This is a genomic window from Pseudonocardia kujensis (genome assembly GCF_021283305.1).
Classification (GTDB): Bacteria; Actinomycetota; Actinomycetes; order Mycobacteriales; family Pseudonocardiaceae; genus Pseudonocardia; species Pseudonocardia kujensis.
In genome coordinates, this window is sequence record NZ_JAJSOK010000007.1 from 128,869 (window position 1) to 150,475 (window position 21,607).

General features: G+C 75.9%; 22 protein-coding genes, 1 tRNA gene and 1 riboswitch. Of the genes, 16 read left to right on the forward strand and 7 right to left on the reverse strand.

What is annotated here, in order from left to right:
* Positions 1–38: 38 nt before the first annotated feature.
* The 5 genes from cobO (at position 39) to LWC35_RS07920 (ending at position 4,377) form a co-directional block, all read left to right on the forward strand.
* The gene (cobO, locus tag LWC35_RS07900) at positions 39–653 is read left to right on the forward strand and encodes a cob(I)yrinic acid a,c-diamide adenosyltransferase (protein WP_232869283.1); all 615 of its coding nucleotides are present in this window, start codon (positions 39–41) and stop codon (positions 651–653) included.
* Entirely contained in the window at positions 647–2,002 is a 1,356-nt protein-coding gene (locus tag LWC35_RS07905; protein WP_232869285.1) for a cobyrinic acid a,c-diamide synthase CobB, read from the forward strand. Before cobO ends, LWC35_RS07905 begins: the two co-directional genes overlap by 7 nt.
* Positions 1,999–2,424 carry a cobalamin biosynthesis protein gene (locus tag LWC35_RS07910; RefSeq protein ID WP_232869287.1) on the forward strand — a complete coding sequence of 142 codons (426 nt, stop codon included), beginning with the start codon at positions 1,999–2,001 and terminating at the stop codon, positions 2,422–2,424. Before LWC35_RS07905 ends, LWC35_RS07910 begins: the two co-directional genes overlap by 4 nt.
* A 160-nt stretch (positions 2,425–2,584) precedes the next feature.
* Entirely contained in the window at positions 2,585–3,796 is a 1,212-nt protein-coding gene (cobA, locus tag LWC35_RS07915; protein ID WP_232869288.1) for a uroporphyrinogen-III C-methyltransferase, read from the forward strand.
* Entirely contained in the window at positions 3,793–4,377 is a 585-nt protein-coding gene (locus LWC35_RS07920) for a histidine phosphatase family protein (RefSeq protein ID WP_232869289.1), read from the forward strand. Before cobA ends, LWC35_RS07920 begins: the two co-directional genes overlap by 4 nt.
* Before the next feature lie 17 nt (positions 4,378–4,394).
* Here LWC35_RS07920 and LWC35_RS07925 read toward each other — a convergent pair.
* Positions 4,395–4,470: transfer RNA gene (locus tag LWC35_RS07925), tRNA-Gly, on the reverse strand.
* 162 nt (positions 4,471–4,632) lie between these two features.
* A riboswitch (cobalamin riboswitch) is annotated at positions 4,633–4,824 on the forward strand.
* A gap of 4 nt (positions 4,825–4,828) precedes the next feature.
* On the opposite strand from LWC35_RS07925, the gene LWC35_RS07930 reads away from it, so the two are divergent.
* The 3 genes from LWC35_RS07930 (at position 4,829) to LWC35_RS07940 (ending at position 8,046) form a co-directional block, all read left to right on the forward strand.
* Positions 4,829–5,248, forward strand: a complete 420-nt coding sequence (locus tag LWC35_RS07930) for a hypothetical protein (protein ID WP_232869290.1) — start codon at positions 4,829–4,831, stop codon at positions 5,246–5,248.
* Between the two features lie 5 nt (positions 5,249–5,253).
* Positions 5,254–6,999, forward strand: a complete 1,746-nt coding sequence (gene cobT / locus LWC35_RS07935; RefSeq protein ID WP_232869292.1) for a nicotinate-nucleotide--dimethylbenzimidazole phosphoribosyltransferase — start codon at positions 5,254–5,256, stop codon at positions 6,997–6,999.
* Positions 7,000–7,092: 93 nt separating this feature from the next.
* Positions 7,093–8,046 carry a cyclase family protein gene (locus LWC35_RS07940; protein ID WP_232869293.1) on the forward strand — a complete coding sequence of 318 codons (954 nt, stop codon included), beginning with the start codon at positions 7,093–7,095 and terminating at the stop codon, positions 8,044–8,046.
* Between the two features lie 19 nt (positions 8,047–8,065).
* Here LWC35_RS07940 and LWC35_RS07945 read toward each other — a convergent pair whose 3' ends face one another.
* From LWC35_RS07945 to LWC35_RS07955, 3 genes are all read right to left on the reverse strand, one after another.
* Positions 8,066–9,487 carry a DNA polymerase IV gene (locus LWC35_RS07945; protein WP_232869295.1) on the reverse strand — a complete coding sequence of 474 codons (1,422 nt, stop codon included), beginning with the start codon at positions 9,485–9,487 and terminating at the stop codon, positions 8,066–8,068.
* Positions 9,488–9,564: 77 nt separating this feature from the next.
* The gene (locus LWC35_RS07950; protein WP_232869296.1) at positions 9,565–9,954 is read right to left on the reverse strand and encodes a helix-turn-helix transcriptional regulator; all 390 of its coding nucleotides are present in this window, start codon (positions 9,952–9,954) and stop codon (positions 9,565–9,567) included.
* Positions 9,955–10,064: 110 nt separating this feature from the next.
* On the reverse strand, positions 10,065–10,613 hold the full coding sequence (locus LWC35_RS07955) for a DsbA family protein (RefSeq protein WP_372463015.1): 549 nt from the start codon (positions 10,611–10,613) through the stop codon (positions 10,065–10,067).
* Positions 10,614–10,668: 55 nt separating this feature from the next.
* Here LWC35_RS07955 and nhaA point away from each other — a divergent pair, with 55 nt between their 5' ends.
* The gene (gene nhaA / locus LWC35_RS07960) at positions 10,669–12,003 is read left to right on the forward strand and encodes a Na+/H+ antiporter NhaA (RefSeq protein WP_232869297.1); all 1,335 of its coding nucleotides are present in this window, start codon (positions 10,669–10,671) and stop codon (positions 12,001–12,003) included.
* Between the two features lies 1 nt (position 12,004).
* Here nhaA and LWC35_RS07965 read toward each other — a convergent pair whose 3' ends face one another.
* Positions 12,005–12,673 carry a 4'-phosphopantetheinyl transferase family protein gene (locus LWC35_RS07965; protein ID WP_232869303.1) on the reverse strand — a complete coding sequence of 223 codons (669 nt, stop codon included), beginning with the start codon at positions 12,671–12,673 and terminating at the stop codon, positions 12,005–12,007.
* A 329-nt stretch (positions 12,674–13,002) separates the two neighbouring features.
* Positions 13,003–13,191: a hypothetical protein gene (locus tag LWC35_RS07970; RefSeq protein ID WP_232869305.1), complete on the reverse strand. Its 189-nt coding sequence runs from the start codon at positions 13,189–13,191 to the stop codon at positions 13,003–13,005.
* Positions 13,192–13,518: 327 nt separating this feature from the next.
* On the opposite strand from LWC35_RS07970, the gene LWC35_RS07975 reads away from it, so the two are divergent.
* The 6 genes from LWC35_RS07975 (at position 13,519) to phaZ (ending at position 20,084) form a co-directional block, all read left to right on the forward strand.
* Positions 13,519–14,622, forward strand: coding sequence for an NAD(P)/FAD-dependent oxidoreductase (locus LWC35_RS07975; RefSeq protein WP_232869306.1), 1,104 nt, complete (start codon positions 13,519–13,521; stop codon positions 14,620–14,622).
* 33 nt (positions 14,623–14,655) lie between these two features.
* A complete protein-coding gene (locus tag LWC35_RS07980; RefSeq protein ID WP_232869313.1) occupies positions 14,656–15,852 on the forward strand; it encodes a cytochrome P450 family protein in 1,197 nt (398 codons plus the stop codon).
* Positions 15,853–15,910: 58 nt separating this feature from the next.
* Entirely contained in the window at positions 15,911–17,956 is a 2,046-nt protein-coding gene (locus tag LWC35_RS07985) for an ATP-dependent Clp protease ATP-binding subunit (RefSeq protein ID WP_232869315.1), read from the forward strand.
* A gap of 32 nt (positions 17,957–17,988) precedes the next feature.
* A complete protein-coding gene (locus LWC35_RS07990) occupies positions 17,989–18,885 on the forward strand; it encodes a bifunctional helix-turn-helix transcriptional regulator/GNAT family N-acetyltransferase (RefSeq protein ID WP_232869316.1) in 897 nt (298 codons plus the stop codon).
* Between the two features lie 64 nt (positions 18,886–18,949).
* On the forward strand, positions 18,950–19,234 hold the full coding sequence (locus LWC35_RS07995) for a hypothetical protein (protein ID WP_232869317.1): 285 nt from the start codon (positions 18,950–18,952) through the stop codon (positions 19,232–19,234).
* 25 nt (positions 19,235–19,259) lie between these two features.
* Positions 19,260–20,084: a poly(3-hydroxyalkanoate) depolymerase gene (gene phaZ, locus LWC35_RS08000; RefSeq protein ID WP_232869319.1), complete on the forward strand. Its 825-nt coding sequence runs from the start codon at positions 19,260–19,262 to the stop codon at positions 20,082–20,084.
* Here the strand turns inward: phaZ and LWC35_RS08005 are convergent, their stop codons facing one another.
* Positions 20,085–20,627, reverse strand: a complete 543-nt coding sequence (locus LWC35_RS08005) for a hypothetical protein (protein ID WP_232869321.1) — start codon at positions 20,625–20,627, stop codon at positions 20,085–20,087.
* Between the two features lie 89 nt (positions 20,628–20,716).
* On the opposite strand from LWC35_RS08005, the gene LWC35_RS08010 reads away from it, so the two are divergent.
* Positions 20,717–21,598, forward strand: a complete 882-nt coding sequence (locus tag LWC35_RS08010; RefSeq protein ID WP_232869323.1) for a crotonase/enoyl-CoA hydratase family protein — start codon at positions 20,717–20,719, stop codon at positions 21,596–21,598.
* The last annotated feature ends 9 nt before the right edge of the window (positions 21,599–21,607 follow it).

Sequence of the window (21,607 nt, forward strand, 5' to 3'; positions counted from 1 at the left end):
CAGTGCACCGACCAGAGCACTGACCAGGGAGGACGACGATGCCCCAGGGCCAGGTCACCAGCGTTCCGCAGGACGGGCTCACCACCCGCCAGCGCCGCAACCGCCCGCTGCTCGTGGTGCACACCGGCGAGATGAAGGGCAAGTCGACGGCCGCCTTCGGGCTGGCCCTGCGCGGCTGGAACCAGGGCTGGTCGATCGGCGTGTTCCAGTTCGTGAAGTCCGCGAAGTGGAAGGTCGGCGAGGAGGAGGCCTTCCGCGCGCTCGGCCGGCTGCACGAGCAGACCGGCGAGGGCGGGCCCGTCGAGTGGCACAAGATGGGCTCGGGCTGGAGCTGGAGCCGCAAGGCCGGCAGCGAGGAGGACCACGCCGCCGCCGCGCTCGAGGGCTGGCGGGAGATCCGCCGCCGCCTCGAGAACCAGGTGCACGAGGTCTACGTGCTCGACGAGTTCACCTACCCGCTGAAGTGGGGCTGGGTGGACGTGCAGGAGGTCGTCGAGGTGCTCGCCGCGCGCGAGGGCCGCCAGCACGTGATCGTCACCGGCCGGGACGCGGCGCCCGAGCTGATCGAGGCGGCCGACCTCGTCATGCAGACGACCAAGATCAAGCACCCGATGGACGCCGGGCAGAAGGGGCAGCGGGGGATCGAGTGGTAGCCCGCGCGCTCGTCGTCGCGGCGCCGGCGTCGGGATCGGGCAAGACGACCGTCGCCACCGGGCTGATGGCCGCGCTGAGCAGGCGCGGGAGTGCCGTGGCGCCGTTCAAGGTCGGGCCGGACTACATCGACCCCGGCTACCACACCCTCGCCGCCGGGCGTCCCGGCCGGAACCTCGACCCGGTCCTCGTCGGCGAGCAGCGGATCGGGCCGCTGGTCCGGCACGGGGCCGCGGGCTGCGAGATCGCGGTGATCGAGGGCGTCATGGGGCTGTTCGACGGCCGGGTGGCCGACGGCTACGGCTCCACGGCCCAGGTCGCCGCCATGGTCGGCGCGCCCGTGGTGCTCGTCGTGGACTGCCGGGGGCAGTCGCGGTCGGTCGCCGCGCTGCTGCACGGGTTCCGCAGCTTCGACGCCAGCACGCGCCTCGCCGGCGTGATCCTGAACCGGGTCGGCTCGGCGCGGCACGAGGAGGTGCTCCGCGCGGCGTGCGACGAGATCGGGCTGCCGGTGCTCGGTGTCCTGCCGCGGCGGGCGGAGCTGGCCGTGCCGTCGCGCCACCTCGGGCTGGTGACGGCCGTCGAGCACGGTGCCGCGGCGACGGCGGCGGTCGACGCGATGGCGGTCCTGGTGGCCGAACACGTCGACCTCGAGGCGGTGGTCCGGGTGGCGGAGCCGCTGCCCGGGGGCGCGGTCTGGGATCCGGTCGCCGAGCTGGGCGGATACCGGACGGCGGCGGGAACACGGACCGCGGTGCTGGGCGGCGCGGCGTTCTCCTTCGGCTACGCCGAGCACGTCGAGCTCCTGGAGGCGGCGGGGTCCGAGGTCGTGCTGGTCGACCCGCTGCGCGAGGAGACCCTGCCCGCGGCCGTCGGCGGGCTCGTGCTGCCCGGCGGGTTCCCGGAGGAGCACGTGCGCGACCTCGGTGCCAACACCGGCCTGCTCGCGGCGATCCGCGCGCTCGCGGAGGCGGGGGCGCCGATCCGGGCGGAGTGCGGCGGGCTGCTCTACCTGTGCCGCGAGCTCGACGGCGTCCCGCTGGTCGGCGCCCTCGACGCCACCGCCGCGATGACCGGCCGGCTGACCCTCGGCTACCGCGACGCGGTGGCGCTGAGCGACTCGACCGGCTTCGCGGCGGGCGAGCGGGTCGGCGGGCACGAGTTCCACCACTGCGCGGTCACCCCCCGGGCCGGCGCGGCTGCCGCCTGGGGCTGGCGGGGCGGCGCGGCGGAGGGGTTCGTCGCGGGCGGGGTGCACGCGTCGTTCCTGCACACCCATCCGGCCGGCACGCCCGGCTCGGTGGCGCGCTTCCTGGCCGCCCAGGTCCCCGCGGCTCGGGTCGGGTCGTGAGCGACGGCGGCCCCGCCGATGGCCGTTGCGTGGTCGGGATCGGGGCGCGGCGCGGGGTGTCGGCCGAGGCGGTGCGGGCGGCGCTGGCGGTCGTCCGGGACGTGATCGGGGAGGTCGACGTGGTCTACGCCTCCGTCGAGGCCAAGGCGGGGGAACGGGGCATCCTCGACGCGATCGCGCCGGCCGGGCTGGAGGTGCGGCCGGCGGCGGCGCTCGCGGCCGTCGCGGTGCCGGGCAGCGCGCGGGTCGGCGAGGCGGTCGGCACACCGTCCGTGGCGGAGGCCGCGGCGCTGCTCGTGGCGGGGGAACAGGGTCGGCCGCCGCGGCTCGTGGTGCCCAAGACGATCGTGGGGGATGTGACGGTCGCCGCCGCCCGCGTCGAGCACGAGGCCCTGACCAGCGCGAACTCCCCCTCGGGATAGGCGTCTCCCGCTCGGGACCGTTCAGCTCGCATCGTCGGCTCGTTATGCTTCCGCGGCCGGCGACAGGGAACCCGGGGTGACACCGGGTGTGCCCGCCACCCGCTCCCCGGGCCCGCCGGCCACGACCAGCCCGCCGGGCGATCCGCGGAAGGACCTGCACGTGACCCAGCACGACCAGTACCTCGTCGGCCTCGAGCTCGCCGGGCGCAAGGTGGTCGTCGTCGGGGGAGGCCAGGTCGCGCAGCGCCGGGTCTCCCGGCTGATCGCGTCGGGGGCGCTCGTCGAGGTGGTCTCGCCCGAGGTGACCCCGGCCGTCGAGGCCATGGCCTCGGCGCGGGAGATCACCTGGACCGCCCGCCGCTACGCCGACGGCGATCTCGACGGCGCCTGGTACGCCCTCGCCTGCACCGACGACCCCGAGGTCAACGCGGCCGTCGGCGCCGAGGCGGAGCGCCGCCGGGTGTTCTGCGTGCGGGCCGACGACGGTCGCCTCGGCACCGCCGTCACCCCCGCCACGGGCGAGTACGACGGCCTGACCGTCGGCGTCCTGGCCAAGGGCGCCCACCGCCGTTCGGCCGCCGTCCGCACGGCCCTGGTCGAGGCCCTGCAGGCGGGCGTGGTGGCCGACTCCGCCGATCCCGTGCTCCCGGGCGTCGCGCTCGTCGGCGGCGGCCCCGGCGATCCCGAGCTGATCACCGTCCGCGGGCGCCGGCTGCTCTCCCGGGCGGACGTCGTGGTCGCCGACCGGCTCGGCCCGCGGGACCTGATCGAGGAGCTGGGCCCCGACGTCGAGGTCATCGACGCCTCCAAGATCCCCTACGGCCGCGCGATGGCCCAGCAGCGGATCAACGAGCTGCTGATCGAGCACGCGCAGGCCGGGAAGTTCGTGGTGCGGCTCAAGGGCGGCGACCCGTTCGTCTACGGGCGCGGGTTCGAGGAGGTCCAGGCCTGCACGGCGGCCGGGGTCCCGGTCACCGTCGTCCCGGGCATCACCAGTGCTTTCGCCGCACCGGCCGTCGCGGGGATCCCGGTCAGCCATCGCGGGGTCTCGCACGAGATCGTCGTCGTGTCGGGGCACGTCGCGCCGGACGACCCGCGCAGCCTCGTCGACTGGCCGGCACTCGGCCGGATGCGCGGCACGATCGTGCTGATGATGGCCGTCGAGCGGATCGCGCAGTTCGCCGCGGCGCTGATCGAGTACGGCCGGCCCGCCGAGACCCCGGTCGGCGTGATCCAGGACGGCACCACCCGCATCCAGCGCACCCTGCGCGCCACCCTCGGGACGGTCGCGGTGCAGATCAAGGAGCAGGAGATCAGCCCGCCGGCGATCATCGTGATCGGGCCGGTCGCAGGGCTCTCGGCGGACGGGTGAGCACCGGGCCGGTGCTGCACCTGGTCCGGCACGGCGAGAGCACGTGGAACGCCGCCGGGCTGCTGCAGGGCCGCACCGCGCACGTCGCGCTGACGGCGCGGGGCCGGGCCCAGGCCCTCGACGCGGCCCGGGCGCTGCGGGTCGCCGCGGACGCGGTGGTCCTCAGCAGCCCGCAACGCCGGGCCGCGGAGACGGCCGCCGTTGTCGGCCGGGTCCTCGGCCTGGCGGTCCGTGAGTGCGCCGGCCTGCGTGAACAGTCCCACGGTGAGTGGGAGGGCCGTCCGGCTGCGCAGTGCGCGGCCGCGTTGGCCGGCGCGGAGCCGGACTGGGCGCCCCCGGGCGGCGAGACGGGCCGCGAGCTGCACGCCCGCGCGGAGCGGGTGCTCGCCGCCCTGCCCGAGGCCGGGTCGGTCGTGCTGGTCACCCACGGCGAGACGCTGCGGGCGCTGGTCGCGGCGGCGTGCGGACTGGGGGCCGAGGACGCGCCGAGAGAGGTCCCGCCCAACGGCGCGGTCGTGGACCTGTGGCCGGTCGGCCCGGGGAGATGGGAGCGGGCACCGGAGTTCGCTCCGCACCGCTGAGAGACCTCGAGAGATCGTGGAGCGGACGACGGGACTCGAACCCGCGACCCTCACCTTGGCAAGGTGATGCGCTACCAACTGCGCTACGTCCGCATCGGCACCCGGATCCCGGGGCCTGCCGGGCGGCCGTCCGCCCGACACCGGGAACAGTACCCCACCCGTCGACCGCCCTCCGACCAGGGGGTGATCACCCAGGGCGACCGGGCTGTGCGATAGGGGGCCTCACCGGTCGACGGGGTGTGACGCCCGGCCGCTTGCTTCTGCGGCCGCGGCGTGGTGTCGTCGTGGCCGACGGCAGTGGAGGAAACCGGTGCGAGTCCGGTGCGGTCCCGCCACTGTGACCGGGGAGCGCGTCCCCGCCCGATGGCCACTGCCCGCGGGGCGGGAAGGCCGGGAGGCGCGCGGCGATCCGGGAGCCAGGACACTCGCCGCCGTCGCTGTGGTTCCGACGATGAGGGCGCGGACCCTCGAGGAGGCCTGGATGACCGGCGACGGTCGCGCCACCGCTGCGCGTACCCCCACGGTGACCGTTCTCGGTGCCGGCGGGGGTGACCCGGACACGGCCGAGGGCGCCGACCTGCTCGCCGCCGCCGACGCCGTCCTCACCACGCCCGACGTCGAGTCGACGGTCCTGTTCTACGCCGAGGCCTGGCGCGTCGAACGCCTGCCGGACCTGGCCGGCGCGGCCGCCGCCGTCGCCGACGCGATCGACCTGGGGGCGCGGCACGTGGTGCTCGCCGTGCCCGGGGACCCCGCGGCGAACCCCGGGTGCCGGGCCCTGCTCGACGGCCTGCGGGTGGCGGGGATCGAGGCGGTCGCGCGGCAGGGCGTCTCGCTCGTCCCGCCGAGGCTGAGCCCGATGCCCTGGTGAACAGGATGAACGGGGCGAACGAAGCGAATGGAGCGGACGGGTTCTACGAGGTCGTCCACGGCCGGCGGGACGTCCGGACCGGGTTCCTGCCCGACGAGCCGGTCGACGACGCCGCGCTGCGCCGCGTGCTCGAGGCCGCGCACGCCGCGCCGAGCGTCGGGTTCTCCCAGCCCTGGGACTTCGTCGTGGTGCGGGACCGGGCCACCCGTGAGCGCGTGGCCGCGCTGGTCGCCGCCCAGCGGGCCGCGTTCGCCTCGTCCCTTCCCCGCGCCCGGGCGGCGGCCTTCGGCGCGCTCAAGGTGGAGGCGGTGCTCGACACGCCGGTCAACGTCGTCGTCACCTCGGATCCCACCCGCGGCGGCCGGCACGTCCTCGGCCGGTACGGACGCCCCGAGATGGCCGCGCACTCCACGGCCTCGGCGGTGCAGAACCTGTGGCTGGCGGCGCGCGCCGAGGGCCTCGGCGTCGGCTGGGTCAGCTTCTTCGACGACGCGGGGCTGCGCGCACTCGCCGACCTGCTCGGGCTGCCCGCGCACGTCGGGGTGGTGGCGTACCTGTGCGTCGGGCACGTGCGGGAGTTCGCACCGGAGCCGGAGCTGGCGAGCGCGGGCTGGGCCCGTCGCCGCCCGCTGCGGTGGGCGGTGCACCAGGAGCGGTACGGAGACCGGGCGCTGCCCGGGGAGGTGGCCATGACCCTGCTCGACGAGACCGTGGCCGCGATCCGGCCCGCCGACGCCGCCGCCGAGGCGGAGGCCCGGGACCGGCTCGACCGGATGACCAAGCCGCGCGGCTCGCTCGGCCGGGTCGAGGACCTCGCGGTGCAGCTGGCCGGGATCGCCGGACTGTGCCCGCCGGCGGTGCCCGAGCCCGCGGCCGTCGCGGTGTTCGCCGGCGACCACGGCGTCCACGCCCGAGGCGTGACCCCGTGGCCCCAGGAGGTCACGGCCCAGATGGTCGGGAACTTCCTGGCCGGCGGGGCGGTGGTCAACGCGTTCGCCCGCCAGCTCGGCGCCGAGGTCCAGGTGGTCGACCTCGGCGTCGCGGCGCCGCTCGACCCCGTGCCCGGGTTGCTGCCGCGCCGGGTCCGCGCGGGCACCGCGGACATGACGGCGGGTCCGGCGCTGACCCGCGACGAGGCCCGCCGGGCGGTCGAGGCCGGCATCGAGGTGGCGCGGGACCTGGTCGCCGCCGGCAACCGCTGCCTGGTCACGGGCGACATGGGCATCGCGAACACCACCGCCGCGGCCGCCTTGATCTGCGCCGTCACCGGGGCGGACCCGGCCGAGGCGACCGGGCGGGGCACCGGGATCGACGACGCGACGCTCGTCCGCAAGACGGAGGTCGTGCGGCAGGCACTGGCCCGGCACACGCCCGACCCGGCCGACGGGATCGGGCTGCTCGCCGCCTTCGGCGGGCTCGAGCACGCCGGGATCGCCGGGTTCGTCCTCGGGGCCGCCGCGCTGCGCGTGCCGGTGCTGCTCGACGGCGTCAACGCCGGTGCCGCGGCGCTGGTCGCCTCGGTCCTGGCGCCCGACGCCGTGGCCGCGTGCGTGGCCGGGCACCGCTCCGCCGAGCCGGGGCACCGGATCGCGATGGCGCACCTCGGCCTGGACCCGCTGCTCGACCTCGGGATGCGGCTCGGGGAGGGGACGGGCGCGCTGCTCTCCCTGCCGGTGGTGCAGGGGGCGGCGCGGGCGCTCGCCGACGTCGCCACCTTCGACGCCGCGGGGGTGGCGGACAAGGACGCCTGAGACGGCGTTCGAGAGGGATCGCTGATCCGGTGCCGTGCCGGGTCGGCGGCCGGCGGTGTCTCGGACCGCGTGACCGGAGGAGTCGGTGCGGGGATGACGGCAGGGCGACCGCTGCCCACGCAGGACGACGTGCTCGGGTACTTCCACACGCTGTCGAACTGGGGGCGCTGGGGCGACGACGACGAGCTCGGCACGCTGAACCACCTCACCGACGACGTCCGGCTGGCCGCGGCGCGGGCCGTGCGCCACGGCAGGAGCGTGTCCTGCGCGTGGGAGGTCGCCGTACCCGCGGACATGGAGCGGTCGACGACGACGTGCCCGTGCGCCGCCGACATGCCGGGTGCCGAGCACATGCCCGCGGCGTTCCACGTCGACCGGCGCTGGGGCTTCTCGACCGAGCGGCTCGGCCTGACGTTCCACGGCAACACCGTCACCCACGTCGACTCGCCGTGCCACCTCTTCTGGGACGGCAGGATGTACAACGGACGGTCGCACTCGTCGGTCGACCCCGCGACGGGATCGGCGTGGGCGGCCGTCACGGCGGCGGCGAACGGGATCGTCACCCGTGGTGTCCTGCTGGACGTGGCGCGGGTCCGCGACGTGCCCTGGCTCGAACCGGGACAGGGTGTCTTCCCCGACGACCTCGAGGAGGCCGAGCGTCGGCAGGGCGTGCGGGTGCGACCCGGCGACGCGGTCCTCCTGCGGACCGGCTACGGCCGCGTTCGGCACGAGGCCGGTGCGGCCGGCGGTGTCGCGCAGGCCGGCTGGCACGCGTCCTGCCTGCCGTGGCTGCAGGAACGGGAGGTCGCGCTGATCGGCGCGGACACCCCGCAGGACGTCCAGCCGTCGGGGTACGACGCCGTGTTGATGCCCGTGCACGCCGTGGGCCTCGTCGCGATGGGGCTGTGGCTGCTCGACAACTGCGACCTGGAGGCGTGCGCGACCACGGCGGCCGAGCTCGCCCAGTGGGACTTCCACCTCGCCGTCGCGCCGGTCCGCTTCGCCGGTACCTCCGGCAGCCCGGTCAACCCGATCGCCACGTTCTGACCGCGGGAGGCGCGCGGCGTCAGTGCGCGGGCGAGGGCAGCCGCCAGCTCTCGAGCGGGTCGGCGAAGGACAGGGCCGGATCGTCCGCGGCGAGGGTGCGCGCCGGGCCGGGCCCGGTCGCCCGCGTCTCGAACCGGACCGTGACGCGTCCGTGCCCCGCGCCCTGCACCCAGCCGTGCCCGTGCTCGGCGTGGGCCACGTCGTCGCCCGCGCGCCACGGGCTCGCCGGGTCGCGCGGCCCGTGCCGGCCGCCCGGGCGCGGCCCGAACTCGGTGCCGGGCTCCGGGTGGGCCTCGTCGGCCGTCTCGACGGTGAGGACCGTGTCCGGCTCGACGGTCGCCGGCTCCGCGAGCGGCGCGGTGGTCCAGCCCGACTCCGAGGGGACGGCCTCGAACAGGGCGGGCGGCGGGCTCTCGGACAGCCCCGACAGCGACACCCCGACCAGCCGCACCCCGCCCTCGGGGACCGCGGTGCGGGCCAGGCGCTGCGCGACCGCGGTGAGCGTGGCGAGGTCGGTGGAGGCGAAGGCGGTGGTCTCGGAGCGGGTGTGGGTCTCGAAGTCCGCGTTGCGCGCCTTGACCGTGACGGTGCGCGCCGCCCGGCCGTCGACGACGAGCCGCCGGTGGGCCGCCGCCGTCATCCGCCCGACCTCGCGCAGGACGTCGTCCATCGCGGTGAGGTCGTGCTCGAACGTGGTCTCGGCGGAGATCTGCTTGGCGGCGCCACGCGGCGCGACCGGCCGCTCGTCGATCCCGCGGGCGAGCCGGTGGAGCTCGGCACCGACGGCCGAGCCCAGGACCCCGGCGACCTCGCGGGCGTCCATCGCGGCGAGCGCGCCGATCGTCTCGATCCCGACCTTGCGCAGCGCCGCCTCGGCCACCGGGCCCACACCCCACAGCGACCGCACCGGCAGCGGGTCGAGGACCTCCCGCTCGACGTCGGGCGCGACGACCTTCAGCCCGTCCGGCTTCGCCAGCTCCGAGGCGATCTTCGCCACCTGCTTGCCCGACCCCGCCCCGACCGACGCGGGCAGCCCGGTCCGCGCCCGCACCTCGGCCCGCAGCGCGACGCAGAACTCCTCGACCTCGGCGGCACCCGCCCCTGCGAGCGCGGGCGGTTCGAGGAACGCCTCGTCGACCGACACCGGCTCGAGCACGGGCGCCGCCTCGCGCAGGACGGCCATGACCTCCTCGGAGATCATCTTGTACAGCGGGAACCGCGGCGGCAGGACGGTCGCGTGCGGGCACCGCCGGCGCGCCTGGCCCATCGGCATCGCCGACCGCGCGCCGAACACCCGTGCCTGGTAGCTGGCCCCCGCGACGACGCCGCGCCCGCCCGTGCCGCCGACCAGGACCGGCCGGTCCGCCAGCGTCGGCCGGGTCAGCTGCTCGACCGACGCGAAGAACGCATCCATGTCGAGATGCAGCACCCACCGACTCACCCCGCCATTGTGACCGTCGGGGCCGACAGACTCGGGCGGCGCGTCGGTCGGGCCGGCGTGGGCAGGCAGGTGCCCGCTCAGGTCCGGGGCCCGCGGGCCTCGCCCGGCGGGAGCCCGCGCTCCCGGGTGAACGCGGCGACGAAGGAGAAGGGGTCGGCGTACCCGACCCGGCGGGCGACCGCGGCCACCGTCGCCGAGGGTTCGGCGAGGTACTCCTCGGCCAGCGCCATCCGGCGTCGCCGCAGGTAGGCCAGGGGAGCGCTGCCCACCCGCTCGCGGAACCGGCGGGCGAACGCGGTCGGCACGGTCCCTGCCTCGGCGGCGAGGTCCGCGACCGTCCACGGGTGGGCCGGGTCGGCGTCGATCGCCGCGAGCGCCCGCCCGACGACGGGATCGGCGCACCCCGGCGGCGCCGGCGTGGCCGGCGGTCCGCCGACCGCGCGGATCCCGTGGGGCGGCGCCGTCATGCACCCAGGGTAGGGGGCGGGCCCCCGTGGCGGTGCCCGCCCGTCGTGATCGACGTCGCGGCCCGTCCCGTAGCCGATCACGGCGGGTTCGCGTACCGGGCGGGGAGGGCCTAGGAGTCCGAGGAGTCCGAGGAGTCCGAGGAGACCGAGGTCAGGGCGGTGATCAGCCGGTCGACACCGACCTCGCCGCGGTACGGCTCGCCGTTGACGAACAAGGTGGGCGTGCCGCGGACCCCGCTGCGCACGCCGGAGTTGAAGTCGGCCTCCACGCGGTCCTCGACCAGCCGGGTCGCGGGCCAGACCACGCGGTCGGGGTCCACGCCCGCCCGGACGGCGTGGTCGCGCAGGTCGGCCTGGGTGAGGCGGGGCGGGCCGGGTGTGTAGAGGCTGTCGTGCATCGGCCAGAACCGGCCCTCGAGCGCCGCCATCTCCGCGGCCGTCGCCGCGGCCAGCGCGTGCGGGTGCAGCTCGTGCAGGGGGAAGTGCCGGAAGGCGAAGCGCAGGTCGTCGCCGAGCCGCTCCCGCACCTCCTCGATCACCGGCGCGGCGGCGCGGCAGTAGGGGCACTCGAAGTCGCCGTACTCCACCAGCGCCAACGGGGCGTCGGCCCGTCCGGCGACGTGGTCGTACGGCCCGAGCGGCGGGTCCAGCTGTCCGATTTCGCCCGCCTCCTCGCGCCGAGGTTCCGCCGCCGGGCAGGATGATCCGGTGGCGGTGACGACCCTATCCGAGCGCGGGGACCTCTCCCGCGCGGCGCGGCAGTTCCTCCGCACCGAGTCCGGCTCGGCGGTGATGCTGATCTCCGCGGCCGTGATCGCCCTGCTCTGGGCGAACGTGCCGCTGGGCTACGAGACGTTCTGGCACACCCAGCTGGCCGTGAACCTCGGTGAGTGGTCGTTGAGCCTGGACCTGCGGCACTGGGTGAACGACGGCCTGATGGTGCTGTTCTTCTTCAGCGTCGGGCTGGAGATCGCGCGCGAGATGACCCTCGGCGAGCTCCGCGGCTTCCGGGCGGTCGCGGCGCCGGCGGCCGCGGCGATCGGCGGGCTGATGATCCCCGCGCTCGTCTTCCTCGCCTTCAACGCCGGCACGACCGCCCAGAACGCGTGGGGCATCACGATCTCCACCGACACCGCGGTGCTGCTCGGCGTGCTCGCGCTCGTCGGGCCGCGCTGCCCCGACCAGCTGCGGGTGTTCCTGCTGGCGCTGGCGATCGTCGACGACATCGGCGCCGTCATCGCGATCGCGATCTTCTACACCGCCCAGGTGAACGTCCTGGCGCTCTTCGTCGCGATCCTGCTCTTCGTCGCGCTGCTCGCCCTGCGGTTCGCCCGCTTCTGGCGGACGCCGTTCTACGCGGTCATCGGCGTGGTCATGTGGGTCGCCGTGCTGGCGTCGGGGGTGCACCCGAGCGTCGTCGGGGTGGCGCTGGGCCTGGTCGTCAGCGCCTATGCGCCGCGACGTCAGGACATGAAGCGCGCGCTGCTCGTCGGGAAGACGTTCATCCTGGACCCGACGCCCGAGCGTGCCCTCGCCGCGCAGGCCGCGGTCACCGAGGCGGTCTCGCCGAACGAGCGGCTGCAGCTCAAGATCCAGCCCTGGTCGAGCTACGTGATCGTGCCGTTGTTCGTGCTGGCCAACGCCGGCGTGGTCCTCGACCACGAGACCCTCGCCGCGGCGTTCGGCTCGCCGCTGACCTGGGGCATCATCGTCGGGCTGGTGCTGGGCAAGCCGATCGGCGTCACGCTCGGGACGTGGCTGGCGCTGCGCACCGGCATCGGCCGGGTGCCGGACACGCTGCGCTGGGGGCAGCTCTTCGGCGGGGCCGGGCTGTCCGGGATCGGGTTCACGGTCGCGCTGTTCGTGACCGAGCTGGCGCTCGACGACGAGCTCCTCATCAGCGAGGCCAAGATCGGTATCCTCACCGGGTCGGTGCTGGCGGCCCTCGCCGGCTGGCTGGTGTTCCGGCTGGCGGGGGAACGGGGCGGGCAGTGCTCGCCGTCCGGGATGCCGACGCTGCCGCCGCGGCCCTGGCGACCCGTCGACTGACTCAGCGGAGCAGGGCGTCGCCGTCGTGGACCCGGACCTCGGGGGCCACGCCGCCGAGCCCGGCCAGCGCGGCCGGATGGTCGGGCCCCGCCTCGAGGTCGACGACCCACGCCGCGCCCGGCCCGTCCGTCCAGGCCTCGACCCCGCCCGTCGGGCTGAGGGTGATGGCGTCCATGGGGCTCGCGAGGCCCTTGCCGGTCGCCTTGAGCAGGGCCTCCTTGCGCGTCCAGATGGTCAGGAAGGCCCGGGTGTCGGCCGGCGGGCGCGTGCGTTCGGCGGGGGAGAGGGTGTGCTCGGCGAGGCGGTCCAGGTCGGAGAGGGCACGCAGCTCCTCGACGTCGAGGCCGACGGGGCCGTCGTCGCTCAGTGCGACGCCCACGAACCGGCCGGAGTGCGTCAGCGAGAAGGCGGGGGCGGTGCCGGTGGCCAGGCGCGGCTTGCCGTGGGGCTTACCGCATTCACAGGTCCGGTCCAGCGCGATCGCGGCCGGGTCGGTGTCGAGACGCGCGCCGAGCAGCAGCCGGGTGAGGGCGTGCGCGGCCAGGTAGCGGGCCTGGTCGGCGGGCCGGCGGAAGGCTCCGAGCCGGGTGCGCTCGTGCGCGTCGAGCAGCGCGACGAGCCGGGGCGCCGACGAGGGGTCGACGGGCCGGGCCCACCAGACGTCCACCACGTCCCGAGCCTAGACGGCCGAAGTGCGGGGACCGCGCCAGAGCGGTCGGTGCACCGCAGGGCGTCGAGGCCTGCCGGGTGGGGCTGGAGCGCGACTCGCGGTGCTGGAACTGCCGACTCGCGGTGCTGGAACTGCCGACTCGCGGTGCGGGAACTGCCGACTCGCGGTGTCGGAAGTGCCGACTCGCGGTGTCGGAAGTGCCGACTCGCGGGATCGGGGGCGTCGGGAGGGAGCGGGGCCGCTCGACCGGTTCCGCTCCCCTCCGGCGATCCCCCCACGTGGGGGTTGCGGCGGGGCCGGCGCCAGGAGTGGCCGGCCCCGCCGCGTTCTCAGCCGCTGCGACGTGCGGCGAAGTCGGTGCGGAAGTGCACCGGGGCGGTGCTCGCCCGGCCGATCCGGCCGAGGGCGCGCGGCGCCTCCGCGCCGGTGGCCTGCGGGGTCTTCCCGCGGGCGGCGGCGCGGCGGGCCGCCCGGTTGGTGGGCTGGGTCGGGGTCTGGCTGGTGTCACGAACTCGCACGAGGACCTCCTGGAGGAGATGAGGGGCCGCCCCGAGGGGCGGTGTGCGCGTCCTCCCGTGGATCACGGCTCGCGACGCTCGACGCACGAGCGGCGGGCGGATCCGCGGTTCGCGGGCCGCAACACCCGCGCGATCCGAGGAGGGAGGACGTCCGGCCACTGCGGGGCGGCCCGGACGGACAGGAACCGGTCGGCGCGGACGTGCGCCGGGAACGGGCGGCGTGTCTCAGGAGGGAGAACCGCCGCGCCGTCTCACAGGGTGATGAGGTCCATGGCCGAAACCCTAGGGACGCCTCGCGTACGCCGCGACCGAATTACGGTGACCGGTGTGGACGGCTCCCCGGACGTGATCGTGATCGGCGGCGGGATCGCCGGCGCCTCGGTGGCCTACGAGGTCGCGGCGCACCGCGCGGTGCTGCTGCTGGAGGCCGAGTCGTCGCTGGCGGTGCACTCGACCGGCCGCTCCGCCGCGACCTACATCCCCGGCCACGGCACCGCCGTCTTCCGCGCGCTCATCCGGGCGAGCGCGCCGCGCTTCGCGGCGCTGGCCGAGGAGCTGGAGGCGCCGCCCTTCCTGCGGCCGTTGCCCGTCGTCTGGGCGGCGTTCGACGAGGACGGCGAGCGCGAGCTGCAGCTCCTGCTGGCCGAGTGGGCCGCCGAGCCCGACGGACCGCACCCGTTGACCGGTGCCGAGACCGCCGCGGCGTGTCCCGGTCTGCGGGAGGTGCGCTCGGGCGCGATGACCGAGGCCGCGGCCGACGCCGACGCGATCGGCCTGCACGGCGCCTACGTCCGCGGGCTGCGCCGCCGCGGCGGCCGGGTCGTGCAGGGTGCCCGGGTCACCGCCGTCACGCGGACCGGCGCCGGGTGGCGGGTCGAGACCGCCGAGGGCTGCTGGACCGCGCCCGACGTCGTCGACGCGGCCGGGTCGTGGGCCGACGCCGTCGCCGCGCTCGCCGGTGTGCCGCGGGCCGGCCTCACCCCGTACCGCCGCACGATCGCGATCTCTCCGTGCACCTTGCCGGCGGGCATGCCGATGCTGATCGACGCCGCCGAGCGCTTCTACTGCAAGCCGGAGGGCGACACGCTGCTGCTCTCGCCGGGCGACGAGACGCCCGCCGAGCCCGGCGACGTCCGCCCGGACGAGCTGGACGTCGCCCTCGCCCTCGAGCGGGTCGAGGAAGCGCTGCACCTCGGGCTGCGGTCGGTGCGGACCGCATGGGCCGGCCTGCGGACCTTCGCCCCGGACCGCGATCCGGTCGTCGGGGCCCGCCCGGAGTTCCCCGGCTTCCACTTCTTCGCCGGTCAGGGCGGGTCGGGGATCGAGTCGGCGCCCGCGCTGGCGGCCCTGGGCGCCGCCGTGGTGACCGGGACGCCGGTGCCCGCGGACGTGCCGGTCGGGCCGGAGCAGGTGTCTCCGTCACGCTTGTAAGCGCGCGCTGACTTCTTCCGGCACGATGGGGGCATGGCGCCGACCACCACCTCCGGCCTCGACCTCTTCGACGGCCCGTTCTGGAGCGATCCCTACCCGGCCTACGCCGAGCTGCGCGCGGACGAGCCGGTGCGCAGGCTGGACCTGCCCGACGGCCCGATGTGGATCATCGCCCGGTACGAGGACGCGCGGGCCGCGTTCGTCGACGCCCGCTTCTCGAAGGACTGGCGCCACACCCTGCCGGCCGACCAGCGCGCCGCCGTGCCGGCCGCGCCCATGCCGATGATGCTGCTGATGGACCCGCCGGACCACACCCGGCTCCGCAAGCTCGTCAGCCGCTCCTTCACCGCCCGGCGGATGGCCGAGCTGCGCCCGCGCGTCCAGGAGATCGCCGACGACCTGCTGGCCGCCCTGCCCACGGACGGCACCGTGGACCTCATGGCGCACTACGCCTTCCTGCTGCCGGTCCGCGTGATCTGCGAGCTGCTCGGGGTCCCGGCCGAGGACCGCGACGACTTCGGCCGCTGGTCGTCGACGATGATCGACGAGTCGCCGCAGGACGAGAAGACGGCCGCCTCCCGGAAGCTCTCCGACTACCTGGCCGCGCTGATCGACCGCAAGCGCACCGAGCCGGACGACGCCCTGCTCAGCGCCCTGACCCAGGTGTCCGACTCCGAGGGCGACGCGCTGTCCCAGGAGGAGCTCGTCGCCATGGCGATGCTGCTGCTCATCGCCGGCCACGAGACCACGGTCAACCTGATCGGCAACGGGGTCCTCGGCCTGCTCACCCACCCCGACCAGCGCGCGATCCTCGCCGCCGAGCCGGAGCTGTGGCCGAACGCCGTCGAGGAGTTCCTGCGCTGGGACTCGCCGGTCACCAACGCGCCGGTCCGCTTCGCCGCCGAGGACGTCGAGGTCGCGGGGACGACGATCCCCGAGGGCGCCGTCGTCGTGCTCGGCATCGCCGCCGCCAACCGGGACGACGCGCGCTTCGCCGACGCGGCCCGGCTCGACGTGACCCGCGACGACCGCGGCCACCTCGCCTTCGGCTACGGGCTGCACCACTGCCTGGGCGCGCCCCTGGCCCGGATCGAGGGTGAGGTCGCGCTGCGCAGCCTGTTCACCGCCCGGCCGGAGATGGAGCTCGACGACCGCGACCTGACCTACCGGCGGAGCACCCTGGTCCGCGGCGTGACGGCGTTGCCGGTCCGGCTCGGCGCCCCCGGCTGAGAGCGGCCCGGCGCGGGTACAACTGGGGGGACAAGGTCGCCGAGCCGGAGGTCGCGCGATGCCCCAGCCCCAGGACCCGTTCGGCGGCGGCCTCGGGCCGTTGGAGGACCTGCTGCGCGGGCTCGTCAACGGCCTCGGGTTCCCCGACGACGAGCGCGAGGACCGAGAGGACGGGCCGCGCGGGCAGGAGCGGGGCCAGGAGCGTCCCCGGCGCGCCTCGACCCGGCGGCTGGACCGGCACGGCCGCGACCTGACCGCCGCGGCCCGCGCCGGCCGGCTGGACCCGGTGATCGGCCGGGACGTCGAGATCGACCAGGTCGTCGAGGTGTTGGCGCGCCGCACCAAGAACAACCCGGTGCTGGTGGGCGAGCCGGGCACGGGCAAGACGGCGATCGTCGAGGGGCTGGCGCAGCGGGTCGCGGCCGGCCGGGTGCCCGTGGCATTGCGGGATGTCCGGGTCGTCGCGCTCGACCTGGCCGGGATGGTCGCCGGGACGAAGTACCGCGGCGAGTTCGAGGAGCGGCTCACCGCCGTGGTCGACGAGATCGTGGCGGCCGGGCGGTCGCTGGTCGTGTTCGTCGACGAGCTGCACCTGGTGGTCGGGGCCGGGTCCGCGCAGGACCAGGCGATGGACGCGGCCAGCATCCTCAAGCCCGCGCTCGCCCGCGGCGACCTGCAGCTCGTCGGCGCGACCACGCCCGAGGACCACCGCCGTCACATCGAGCGCGACGCCGCCCTGGAGCGCCGGTTCGAGGTCGTCCGGGTCCCGGAGCCGACGCCGGAGGCCACCGCGGAGATCCTGCGCGGGCTGCGGCCGCGGTACGAGGAGCACCACCGGGTCCGGATCACCGATGCGGCGATCGACGCCGCCGTCGCGCTCTCCGTGCGCTACCTGCGGGACAAGCACCTGCCGGACAAGGCCGTCGACCTGATCGACCGCGCCGCCGCGCGCTCCGGGCTGCGCGGCACCGGGAGGCAGCCGGACCGGCGGGTGGAGGAGCTCGTCCGGGCCCGCGAGGTCGCCGCCGACGCCGGCGACACCGAACGCGTCGCGATGCTGGACCGCGAGCTCGAGCGGCTGGTGCTGGAGAACGGGCCGCGGGACGGTGCCGAGATCACCGCGCGGGAGGTCGCCGAGGTCGTCGCCGACCGTACCGGCATCCCGGTCGCCGACCTCACCACCTCCGAGCGGAAGCGCCTGCTGGAGCTGGAGGAGCATCTGCACCGCCGGGTGGTGGGGCAGCACCGGGCCGTCGAGGCGGTCGCCGACGCGGTCCGCAGCGCGCGGGCCGGGCTCGCGAGCCCGGACCGGCCGTCGGGGTCGTTCCTGTTCCTCGGCCCGACGGGCGTCGGCAAGACCGAGCTGGCCCGCGCCCTGGCCGCCGCGCTGTTCGGCTCCGACGAGCGTCTGGTCCGGCTGGACATGAGCGAGTACGCCGAGCGGGCGGCCGCGACCAGGCTGATCGGGGCGCCGCCGGGGTACGTCGGGCACGAGGAGGCCGGCCAGCTCACCGAGCCGGTGCGCCGCGACCCGTACACGGTGGTGCTGCTCGACGAGATCGAGAAGGCGCACGCGGACGTGGTCGCCACCCTGCTGCAGGTGCTCGACGCCGGCCGGCTCACGGACTCCCGCGGCCGCACCGTCGACTTCCGGCACGCGATCGTCGTCATGACCAGCAACCTCGGGGCGGACGAGATCCTCGCGGCCGCCGCGGCGGGGCGGCCGGTGGAGTCGATCCGCGAGCAGCTGATGTTCGCCGTACGCCGGCACCTGCGGCCGGAGTTCCTCAACCGGGTCGACGACGTCGTCCTGTTCGAGGCGCTCGACCGGGCCGAGATCCGGGAGATCGCCGGGATGATGCTGGCCGGCACGCGGGCACGGCTCGGCGCGCAGGGCGTCGAGCTCGTGGTGGAGCCGTCGGCCCTCGACCGGCTCGCCGAGCTGGGCCACCAGCCCGAGTACGGGGCACGGCCGTTGCGCCGGGTGGTGGCGCGGGAGGTCGAGCGGCGGCTGGCGCGGCTGCTGCTGGCCGAGGAGCTGCGGTCCGGCGGGAGGGCCCGGCTGCGGGTCGTGGAGGGCGAGCTCGCCCTGCTACCCGACTGACGTGGAGAGGATTTCTGACTACGGTCAGAGGCGTGGGCGGAGACAGCGGTGAGGTCGCGGCGATCCGACGGTTCCACCGCGCGGTCGTGCGCCGGGTCGGCGCGCTCGAGGAGGGCTATCTCGGGCGCGACCGACCGCTCGGGCAGGCCCGGCTGCTCTGGGAGATCGGTCCCGGGGCCGAGCTGCGGGAGCTGCGCGCCCGGCTCGGGCTCGACTCGGGCTACCTGTCGCGGATGCTGCGGTCGTTGGAGGCGGCAGGGCTCGTCGCCGTCGACGCCGGGGAGGCCGACGCGCGGGTCCGGCGGGTCCGGCTCACCGCGGCCGGCCGGGAGGAGCGGGCCGAGCTGGACCGCCGGTCGGACGCGCTGGCCGCCTCCCTCCTCGAGCCCCTCGATCCCGTGCAGCGCAAACGGCTGACCGCCGCGACCGCCGAGGTCGAGCGGCTGCTCCTGGCCTCGACGGTCCGTGTCGCCGTCACGCCGCCGACGCGGCCGGAGGCCGAGGAGTGCCTGCGGGCCTACGCCGCCGAGCTGGCCGAGCGGTTCGAGGAGGGCTTCGACCCCTCGGTCGGCCCCGCCGCGGGTGCCGCGGAGTTCACCCCACCGGCCGGGGAGTTCCTGGTCGCGATGCTCGACGGCGAGCCCGTCGGGTGCGTCGGCGTGCGGTTCCACCCGGAGGTCGCCGAGATCAAGCGGATGTGGGTCGCGCCCGCCACCCGGGGCCTGGGGCTCGCCCGCCGGCTGCTGGCCGAGATCGAGGAGCGGGCCCGCGTGCACGGGCGCCGGTCGGCCCGGCTCGACACGAACGGGGCGCTCGTCGAGGCGATCGCGCTGTACCGGTCGGCGGGCTATCGCGAGGTGCCGGCGTTCAACGACGACAACCCCTACGCCCAGCACTGGTTCGCCAAGGAGCTCGAGCCGCACGGGTAGGGACGCGGCCGAGACCGTTCCGCGCAGGGGGATGACCCCGGACCGCGGCGGTGTTGGTACGGGCATGACGATCCTCGCCGCCGCGCCGCGGACCCTGGACGACCTGTTCGCCGACTCGCTGCGCGACGCCGAGCGCATGGCCCCCGGCCTGCTCCTGCTCGCGTTCGACGGCTCGGACGAGGTCGAGGCCGACGCCCGCCGCCTCCTCGGCGCCGACCCCGGCTGCGCGTTCGTGCGGTTCGCCGTGCACCGCGAGGACGGCGAGGTCGTGGTGGAGGTGCGGGCGCCGGAGTCCCGCCCGGACATCCTCGAGGCGCTCGTGGTGCGGGCCATGTCCGCGGGACGCTGAGCCGGAGATCCGCCAGACTGGGCACATGACCGGCACCCTCGGCGAGGTGTCCACCCGCACCGTCGGAGGGCGCACGCTCCGCGTCGCGATCCGTCGCGGCGACGGCTCTCGCACCCCGTTGCTGCTGCTCAACGGCATCGGCGCCCGCCTGGAGATGCTCGAGCCGTTCGTCGAGGCGCTGCCGCCGGAGCTCGAGGTCGTCCGCTTCGACGTCCCCGGTGTGGGCGGGTCCCCGCGGCCCCGGGTCCCGTACCACATGGCGACGTTCGCGTTGACCGTCGGGAAGCTGGTGCGCGCGCTGGGCTACGGGAAGGTCGACGTCCTCGGCTACTCCTGGGGCGGCGGGCTCGCCCAGCAGGTCGCGCTCAGCCGGCGGGACCAGGTACGGCGGCTGGTGCTGGTGGCGACCGGGACCGGCTCGCTGATGGTGCCGGCCCGACCCGCGGTGCTGAGCAAGATGCTCACCCCGCGGCGCTACCGCGACCCCGGCTACGCCGCGCAGGTGGCCGGCGAGATCTACGGCGGCACGATGCGCACGCACCCGGAGCGTGCCGCCCGCATCCTGCAGGCCTCGGGTGACGGCGCCGGCGGGGACTACGAGCGCGGCTACCTCTACCAGCTCCTCGCCGGCGCCGGCTGGACCACGCTGCCCGTGCTGCGGCTGATCGCCGCGCGCACCCTGGTCGTCTCCGGCGACGACGACCCGATCATCCCGTTGGTGAACGCGCGGCTGCTGCACCGCGGCATCCCGGCCTCCCAGCTGCACGTCCACCACGGCGGGCACCTGGCCCTGCTCACCGAGCCCCGCGAGCTCGCCCCCGTGATCGACCGGTTCCTGGCCGCCCCCTGATCACGCGGGGTCCCGCGGCCGCCCGATCGCCGGGGTGACCGCCACGTAGGCCACCGCGGCGGCGCACCCGGCCACGACCAGCGCCGCACCGGCGCCCGGCTCGCCGAGCGCGAGGGCACGCAGGGCCACGCCCGCCGCGAGCGCGAGACCGACCAGCACGCCGCCGGCCAGCACCGCACCCGCCGCCCCGGGCCGGCGGCGGACCACCGCGACCGCCACGACCAGCACCGCGGCGACGACCGCGCCGCCGAGCGCGAAGTCCGGGCCCACCACCGGGACCCGCCAGCCGAACAACGCGGCGACGTAGGCGGCCCAGGTGAGGGTCGCCCGGACCGCGGCGCCCCGCACGGGACCGGGCTGCGCGACGACCGACAGCGCGAGCACCCCGGCCGCGACCGCGACCAGGAGCACGGCGACCGCGGTCGCGGTCCAGGTCAGCGTCGCGAACCCGAGGTAGGCGGCGGCCACGCCCATCCCGGTGCACACCGCCCCCGCCCAGCCCAGCGGGCCCGGTCGGTGGGGCCGGCGCGCGGTGTCGCTCACGCTGCCCGTGTCGCCGGGGCCGGGCCGACCGTTACCACGGGCGACCGCTCGACGGTGGCGGCTCCGGGCGCGGGAGGCATGATCGGGGCATGACGTACGAGACCCTCGACTACACGGTGCGCGACGGCATCCTCACCCTCACGCTGAACCGGCCGGACGAGCTCAACTCCTTCACCGTCACCATGGCGGAGGAGCTGATCGCCGCCTACGACCGGGCGAGCGCCGACGACGAGGTGGGCGCGATCGTCGTGACGGGAGCCGGTCGGGCGTTCTGCGCGGGCATGGACCTCTCGTCGGAGGGCAACGTGTTCGGCCTCGACGAGGCGCAGCGGCCGACGCTGCGCGACCTGCAGGAGCGTTTCGAGGACCCGGAGATCGTGCAGGGCGTCCGCGACACCGGCGGGCGGGTCTCGCTCGCCGTCTACCGCTGCACCAAGCCCGTGATCGCGGCGATCAACGGCGCCGCGGTGGGCATCGGCGCGACGATGACCCTGCCGATGGACGTCCGGGTGGCCTCCGACGACGCGCGGATCGGCTTCGTGTTCGGCCGGCTCGGGATCGTGCCGGAGGCGGCCTCCACCTGGTTCCTGCCCCGGATCGTCGGGATCAGCCGAGCACTCGAGTGGGTCTACTCGGCCGACATCCTCAGCGCGCAGGAGGCCCTCGACGGGGGCCTGCTCCGCTCCGTCGTCCCCGCCGACCAGCTGCTGGACACTGCGTACGCGCTGGCCCGGAAGTTCGTCGACGGGCACTCGCCGGTCGCCACCGCGCTGATGCGGCAGATGATGTACCGCAACAGCGCGGCGCCGCATCCGGTCGAGGCGCACCGCGTCGACTCGCTCGCGATGTTCTACACGTCGATCGCCGACGGGAAGGAGGGCGTGCGCGCCTTCCTGGAGAAGCGGCCGGCGGAGTTCACCGGCCGGGCCAGCGCGCTGCCGCCCTTCGCCCCGTGGCAGGCCGACGAGTAGGCCCCGGCC

What these genes read in the sequence shown, in the direction of transcription:
- cobO (WP_232869283.1), top strand. Translation starts at nt 39, where the DNA reads ATGCCCCAGGGCCAGGTCACCAGCGTTCCGCAGGACGGGCTCACCACC.
- LWC35_RS07930 (WP_232869290.1), top strand. Translation starts at nt 4,829, where the DNA reads ATGAGGGCGCGGACCCTCGAGGAGGCCTGGATGACCGGCGACGGTCGC.
- cobT (WP_232869292.1), top strand. Translation starts at nt 5,254, where the DNA reads ATGAACGGGGCGAACGAAGCGAATGGAGCGGACGGGTTCTACGAGGTC.
- LWC35_RS07940 (WP_232869293.1), top strand. Translation starts at nt 7,093, where the DNA reads ATGACGGCAGGGCGACCGCTGCCCACGCAGGACGACGTGCTCGGGTAC.
- LWC35_RS07950 (WP_232869296.1), bottom strand. Translation starts at nt 9,954, where the DNA reads ATGACGGCGCCGCCCCACGGGATCCGCGCGGTCGGCGGACCGCCGGCC.
- LWC35_RS07980 (WP_232869313.1), top strand. Translation starts at nt 14,656, where the DNA reads ATGGCGCCGACCACCACCTCCGGCCTCGACCTCTTCGACGGCCCGTTC.
- LWC35_RS07985 (WP_232869315.1), top strand. Translation starts at nt 15,911, where the DNA reads ATGCCCCAGCCCCAGGACCCGTTCGGCGGCGGCCTCGGGCCGTTGGAG.
- LWC35_RS07995 (WP_232869317.1), top strand. Translation starts at nt 18,950, where the DNA reads ATGACGATCCTCGCCGCCGCGCCGCGGACCCTGGACGACCTGTTCGCC.
- phaZ (WP_232869319.1), top strand. Translation starts at nt 19,260, where the DNA reads ATGACCGGCACCCTCGGCGAGGTGTCCACCCGCACCGTCGGAGGGCGC.
- LWC35_RS08010 (WP_232869323.1), top strand. Translation starts at nt 20,717, where the DNA reads ATGACGTACGAGACCCTCGACTACACGGTGCGCGACGGCATCCTCACC.